We start from the raw sequence: 1,231 nt of genomic DNA, 5'->3' as shown, positions 1-1,231 counted from the left end.
TGGACTGACCCCACAACAGTAGACATTTCCTGTCCTCACGACGAGGCCTGTTCGAAGGCCTCCGGACTGACGCCGCCGAGATGGCTGTGACGCCGGGCCCGGTTGTAGAACACTTCAATGTAATCGAAGATATCCGCCCGGGCCAGATCCCGGGTTTTGTATATTCGCTTCCTGATGCGTTCTTTTTTCAGTGAACTGAAGAACGATTCGGCCACCGCATTATCCCAGCAGTTGCCACGCCGGCTCATGCTCGGTGCCAGGTTATTGGCCCGGCAGAAGCGCTGCCAGTCGTCACTGCCGTACTGACTACCTTGATCGCTGTGTACGATGACCTCGCCGTCTGGTTTTCGGCGCCAGACCGCCATCATCAGCGCGTCGAGCGCCAGTTCGCGTGAGAGAGTGGGTTTCATCGACCAGCCGACCACATTACGGGCAAAGAGATCGATAACCACCGCCAGATACAGCCAGCCCTGCCAGGTGCGGATGTAAGTGATGTCAGTGACCCAGACCTGGTTGGCCCGGACAACGGTAAACTGCCGCTGCACGCGATTAGGAGCAACCACTGAAGGTCTGCCGGCGATACGACGTGGCGCTTTATAGCCGCGTACAGCTTTAATCTGGTTCAGTTGCATGATGCGGCCCACCCGGTTTTTACCGCAGGTTTCTCCGATTTCGTTCAGATCGCCATGAACCCGCCGGTAACCGTATACGCCTCCGCTCAGGGAATAGGAGTCGCGGATAAGCATCAGCAGGCGCTGGTTATCTTTATCACGCGCCGAGACAGGGTTATGCAGCCACGCATAGAACCCGGCCCGGGCGACATTCAGTACCCGACACATCGTCATCACACCCCATACAGTGCGGTGTTCATTGATAAAGCGGTACTTCAGTCGGGCTCCCTTGCAAAGTACCGCGCGGCCTTTTTCAGGATATCCCGTTCTTCTTCGGTGCGTTTTAGCTGCGCCCGGAGTTTCAGGATCTCGCTTTTGGCTTCCAGTAAATCCCGGGCATGTTGTTCGCTGTTATCAGGCTTGATAGCCCGTAGCCACTTGTAGAGGCTGTGTGCAGAGACGCCCAGACGGTCGGATACTTCGGCAACGGAATAACCGCGTTCTGTTATCTGGCGGACGGCTTCTTCCTTAAATTCAGGTGTAAATCGTGGTGTGCCCATACGCTCCTCCTATGCTCAAAACTATAGGGCAGGATCGTCTACCGTGGCGGGGTCAGTCCA

The 1,231-nt window shown here is 56.3% G+C and carries 1 protein-coding gene; it reads right to left on the bottom strand.

The window, feature by feature from the left end:
- Positions 1–35 precede the first annotated feature (35 nt).
- Positions 36–1,171, bottom strand: a protein-coding gene (locus N6P30_RS24310) for an IS3 family transposase (RefSeq protein ID WP_210949563.1) whose coding sequence is annotated in 2 segments (ribosomal slippage) — positions 36–925 and positions 925–1,171 — 1,137 coding nt in all. Because the reading frame shifts where the segments join, the coding sequence is not laid out codon by codon here.
- Positions 1,172–1,231 lie beyond the last annotated feature (60 nt).

The organism is Enterobacter sp. PL1, from assembly GCF_945957325.1.
GTDB classification, from domain to species: domain Bacteria; phylum Pseudomonadota; class Gammaproteobacteria; order Enterobacterales; family Enterobacteriaceae; genus Enterobacter; species Enterobacter roggenkampii.
The sequence above is the reverse complement of the archived record's forward strand: the minus strand, read 5'-3'. Positions and strand labels throughout refer to the sequence as shown.